This window comes from Dolosicoccus paucivorans (genome assembly GCF_900100125.1).
Taxonomy (GTDB): domain Bacteria; phylum Bacillota; class Bacilli; order Lactobacillales; family Aerococcaceae; genus Dolosicoccus; species Dolosicoccus paucivorans.
This window is the reverse complement of the sequence record NZ_FNEL01000080.1, coordinates 1-4,414: the sequence shown is the minus strand read 5'-3', so window position 1 is coordinate 4,414 and position 4,414 is coordinate 1. Positions and strand designations below refer to the sequence as shown.

Below are 4,414 nucleotides of genomic sequence, written 5' to 3'. Positions count from 1 at the left end.
TGGCCCCTTGGTCAAGCGGTTAAGACACCACCCTTTCACGGTGGTATCACGGGTTCGAGTCCCGTAGGGGTCATTTTTTATCGTGGAGGATTACCCAAGTCCGGTTGAAGGGAACGGTCTTGAAAACCGTCAGGAGTGTAAAAGCTCGCAAGGGTTCGAATCCCTTATCCTCCTTCATATTATATTATCGCGGAGTGGAGAAGCTGGCATCTCGTCGGGCTCATAACCCGAAGGTCGTAGGTTCGAATCCTACCTCCGCAATAACTTATAGTTGATAATTATGTATGAATCTTTTATAATTAATAATCATGCGGGTGTAGTTTAGTGGTAAAACTACAGCCTTCCAAGCTGTTGTCGCGAGTTCGATTCTCGTCACCCGCTTTACAATGTAAGCTCACTTTTGTGAGCTTTTTTTGTGTTCTTTTATCAATATTTATTCACATAATAAGACATTTGTAAGCGATTTAGGTATAATAAAGGTATCAGTTAGATTTACGAGGAGGAAATAGTTTTATGAGTTTAACATTCGCTATTAACGCAGGAAGCTCAAGCTTAAAGTTTCAATTAATTGAAATGCCAGAAGAAAAAGTGATTGCCAAAGGTTTAGTTGAACGTATTGGAATTGATCATTCTTTACTTGAATTAGAATATAATGGAGAAACCTATGAAGTGCGCGAAGATATTCCTAACCATGAGCGTGCTGTAGAACTCTTATTTGAGCAACTACAAGAACATAATGTTATCGATAATTATGATGATATTACAGGAGTCGGTCACCGTGTAGTTAACGGTGGAGAAGATATCAAAGATTCGACACTTGTTACTGAAGAGTTAATTGAGCGTGTGGAAGAATTAAGTGAACTTGCACCGTTACATAACCCACCTCAAGCTCAAGTTATGCGTGTGTTTAAAGACAAGTTACCTAAAGCAACGATGGTAGCAGTGTTTGATACATCATTCCATACGTCATTACCAGCTGAAAATTATCTTTACAGTATTCCAACTGAATACTATGAAGAATATGGTGTACGTAAATACGGTGCTCACGGAACAAGTCATAAATACGTTGCTGAACGCGCGGCCGAAATGTTAGATCGTCCGTTGGAAGAATTGAAATTGATTACTTGTCATTTAGGAAATGGCGCTTCTATTACAGCAGTAGAAAATGGTCAATCAGTGGATACTTCAATGGGCTTTACTCCTCTGGCAGGAATTACCATGGGGACTCGTTCTGGAGATATCGATGTTTCAATTTTACCTTACTTAATGGAGAAGTTGAACTTAACAGATGTTTCCGACATGATTGATATTTTAAACAAACAATCAGGTGTTCTCGGTTTGTCAGGCGTTTCAAGCGATATGCGTGACGTAGAAGGTGCTGCAAATGAAGGCAATGAAAGAGCCATTTTAGCTTTAGATATTTACGTTAACCGTATTCAAAAATATATCGGTCAATATATCGCGACAATGAATGGCGTTGATGGCATTGTCTTTACCGCTGGTGTAGGTGAGAACTCAGCTTATATGCGCGACCGTATCATTAAAGGTATTAGTTGGTTTGGTATTGAATTAGATTCAAAAGCAAATGATACACGTGAAGAAGCAATTATTTCTTCTAAAGATTCTAAAGTTGCGGTATTAAACATTCCTACGAACGAAGAAATTGCGATTGCTCGTGACGTAGAGCGTTTAAAGTAAGGAGCATTTAAATGGCGGCTATTATGAAAGGGTTAGATATTGAACGAACCCTTCGACGGATGACACATGAAATTATTGAAAGTCATGTTAAATTACAAGAAGTCGTTTTAGTAGGTATTAAAACTCGAGGCGAATATTTAGCTAAAAGGATTGCACAAAATTTATTCGAATTTGAAAAAATATCTGTTCCTTGTATTAGCTTAGATATTTCTCTTTACCGAGATGACTTATCCTACATTAGTGATACAAAAGAACCTCAAGTTCAAAAAGAGCCGTTATCCTGTAATTTGAACAATAAAGTCGTCATTATCGTAGATGATGTACTTTATACTGGACGGACAGTTCGCGCAGCGTTAGACGCAATACTTACACAAACCCGACCTCAAAAAATTCAATTAGCAATTTTAGTGGATCGTGGCCATCGTGAGTTACCTATTCGAGCAGATTACGTGGGCAAAAATATTCCTACGTCTAAAAAAGAGCGTGTTCGCGTTCAAGTTAAAGAAGTCGATGGAACAGATCAAGTAGAGATTATAGAATAAATTAAGGCTGGTAGACGGTGTAGTCTGCCAGCTTTTATTATTTTCTTTGTTTAAATCCTAAATATAGCGCAACCCCTGCTGAGTAGAGGCCTGCTATAGTTAGACCAACTAAACGAAAAGTTGCATGATGAGTAAAAAAGATAAATAGAAAACCTATTGTTATATATCCTAAGCTGAGTCCTTTAAGTTGCTTAACCGATAAAGTAGGGATTAATTGATAAAATGACTCCGCACTCATCCACAATAAAGCGCCAATACCAATTAAACTAGCGAAAAATAAAGTGAAAATAACTGACATGAGAAAAATCCTTTCTAATTAATGAATGAAAAAAGGAGTTGGTAAAGACCAACTCCTACACAAGGTAACCGATGATGCCGTATTTCATAAGATTGTTTTGAACCCGCGTTATAAGCAGGTGGGGCTTACAGTTCGTATTGTTGAAGTCCAGAGGGACTGGCGTTTCATCCTACGAAACATCTTAAAGCCCCTTATTAAAAGATTGTAAGGTCAACACAAAAAGTATGACTCGCACATCTCAGATACCTTGCATCATAAGTATACCATAACATTTTATCTACGCAAAATTAGCTTTGGTTCTTTAAATGTTGGTACTGTTGAGCTAATACTTGTTCATATTTCCCAGTTGGATCTGCATAGAAATATTGTTGGTTTATCAAATGATCCGGTAAATACTGTTGCTTTACAAAGTGGTTTGGAAAGTCGTGGGGATATTGATATCCGACACCACGATTTAAGTCTTTAGCTCCTTTATAGTGAGTATCTTTTAAATGATTTGGAACCGGACCGCCTCGTCCGGCAGCCACATCTTTCATCGCACTATTAATCGCCCGGTAGGTAGTGTTGGATTTAGGGCTCAAGGTTAAATCGGCTACCGCAAAGGCTAAAGGAAGTCTAGCTTCAGGTAATCCCACTTGTTGAGCTGATTGGACAGCTAATGTTGCTCGCTCAACCGCTTGCGGGTTGGCTAGTCCAATATCTTCATAAGCAGTAATAAGTAAACGACGACAAGCGATGGTTAATTCGCCCGCTTCAAGTAATACCGCTAAGTAATACATAGCAGCGTCAACATCGCTTCCGCGAATCGATTTTTGAAAAGCGGAAATGACATCATAATGCGCGTCTCCATCTTTGTCATGAACTAAACGTTTATGCCCCGATGTTTCTTCAGCAATTTCCGGGGTAATATAAATAACCCCATCATCTTTAGGATCCGTAGACAAAACAGCAAGTTCTAAAGCGTTTAATGCACTGCGAATATCTCCTTGGGTGACACTTGCGTACATTGTTAATGTTTCTTGACTAATGTCTACGGAATAATTACCTAAGCCGTTTTCTTTATCCTTTAAGGCTCTTTCTAATCCTGTAATAATTTGATCAGCAGTGAGAGGATAAACTTCAAAAATTTGAAGACGACTTCTAATAGCCGGGTTAATAGAAATATAAGGGTTTTCCGTCGTAGCCCCGATTAAAATAATACGCCCATTTTCTAAATGAGGAAGTAAAAAGTCTTGTTGCATTTTATTTAAACGATGAATCTCATCGAGTAATAAAATAACACTTCCTGACATTTTAGCTTCTTGGGCAACAATTTCTAATTCTTTTTTGCCGTCGGTTGCGGCGTTTAATGTTCTAAAAGCATATTTTGTACTACCAGCAATAGCACTGGCGATACTTGTTTTTCCGGTTCCAGGTGGACCGTATAAAATCATTGAAGATAAGCGATTTGCTTTGACCATCCGGTGAATAATTTTACCCGGTGCGACTAAATGGTCTTGTCCTAAGACTTCTTCAATGGAATGAGGTCGCATACGATAGGCTAAAGGTTGTTGAGCCATAATTTCACCTCTTTAAGTGTTATCATACTAGGTTTATACTAACCTGAATTGTAAAATTAAGCTAGAAAAAAAACAAATAAGACCATTTGTGCTACACTATTTATGAGTCCAATCATAAATAAGGGAGTAGACACAAAATGGCCTATACACATCTTACCACGAAAGAACTGACTTGGATAGAAAACTACTACGAAATTGGCGAAAAAGCTTACATAGTCGCTAAAAAGTTAAGAAGATCTGCTCAAACCATCTATAATGTCTATCATTATTTAGACGATGGTGGAACTATCATCGACTATTATGAAGGCTACAAAGCT

General features: G+C 38.1%; 4 protein-coding genes, 4 tRNA genes, 1 other RNA gene and 1 pseudogene. 7 read left to right on the top strand and 3 right to left on the bottom strand.

The window, feature by feature from the left end; translation table 11 throughout:
* Window position 1 precedes the first annotated feature (1 nt).
* The 6 genes from BLR79_RS08435 (at window position 2) to pyrR (ending at window position 2,240) form a co-directional block, all read left to right on the top strand.
* Window positions 2-73: transfer RNA gene (locus tag BLR79_RS08435), tRNA-Glu, on the top strand.
* 11 nt (window positions 74-84) lie between these two features.
* A tRNA-Ser gene (locus tag BLR79_RS08430) sits at window positions 85-174 on the top strand.
* 14 nt (window positions 175-188) lie between these two features.
* Window positions 189-261, top strand: a tRNA-Met gene (locus BLR79_RS08425).
* Between the two features lie 49 nt (window positions 262-310).
* Window positions 311-381 (top strand) — tRNA-Gly (locus tag BLR79_RS08420).
* A 132-nt stretch (window positions 382-513) separates the two neighbouring features.
* The gene (locus tag BLR79_RS08415; RefSeq protein ID WP_092086949.1) at window positions 514-1,698 is read left to right on the top strand and encodes an acetate/propionate family kinase; all 1,185 of its coding nucleotides are present in this window, start codon (window positions 514-516) and stop codon (window positions 1,696-1,698) included.
* A gap of 11 nt (window positions 1,699-1,709) precedes the next feature.
* Window positions 1,710-2,240, top strand: coding sequence for a bifunctional pyr operon transcriptional regulator/uracil phosphoribosyltransferase PyrR (gene pyrR / locus BLR79_RS08410; RefSeq protein ID WP_092086946.1), 531 nt, complete (start codon window positions 1,710-1,712; stop codon window positions 2,238-2,240).
* 37 nt (window positions 2,241-2,277) lie between these two features.
* Here the strand turns inward: pyrR and BLR79_RS08405 are convergent, their stop codons facing one another.
* From BLR79_RS08405 to BLR79_RS08395, 3 genes are all read right to left on the bottom strand, one after another.
* On the bottom strand, window positions 2,278-2,538 hold the full coding sequence (locus tag BLR79_RS08405) for a hypothetical protein (protein ID WP_092086943.1): 261 nt from the start codon (window positions 2,536-2,538) through the stop codon (window positions 2,278-2,280).
* A 61-nt stretch (window positions 2,539-2,599) separates the two neighbouring features.
* Window positions 2,600-2,786, bottom strand: a non-coding RNA gene (gene ssrS / locus BLR79_RS08400) — 6S RNA.
* Between the two features lie 39 nt (window positions 2,787-2,825).
* Window positions 2,826-4,097, bottom strand: coding sequence for a replication-associated recombination protein A (locus BLR79_RS08395; protein ID WP_092086940.1), 1,272 nt, complete (start codon window positions 4,095-4,097; stop codon window positions 2,826-2,828).
* 137 nt (window positions 4,098-4,234) lie between these two features.
* Between BLR79_RS08395 and BLR79_RS08390 the strand changes: the two are divergent.
* Window positions 4,235-4,414, top strand: a pseudogene (locus BLR79_RS08390) (IS30 family transposase); the annotation flags it as partial.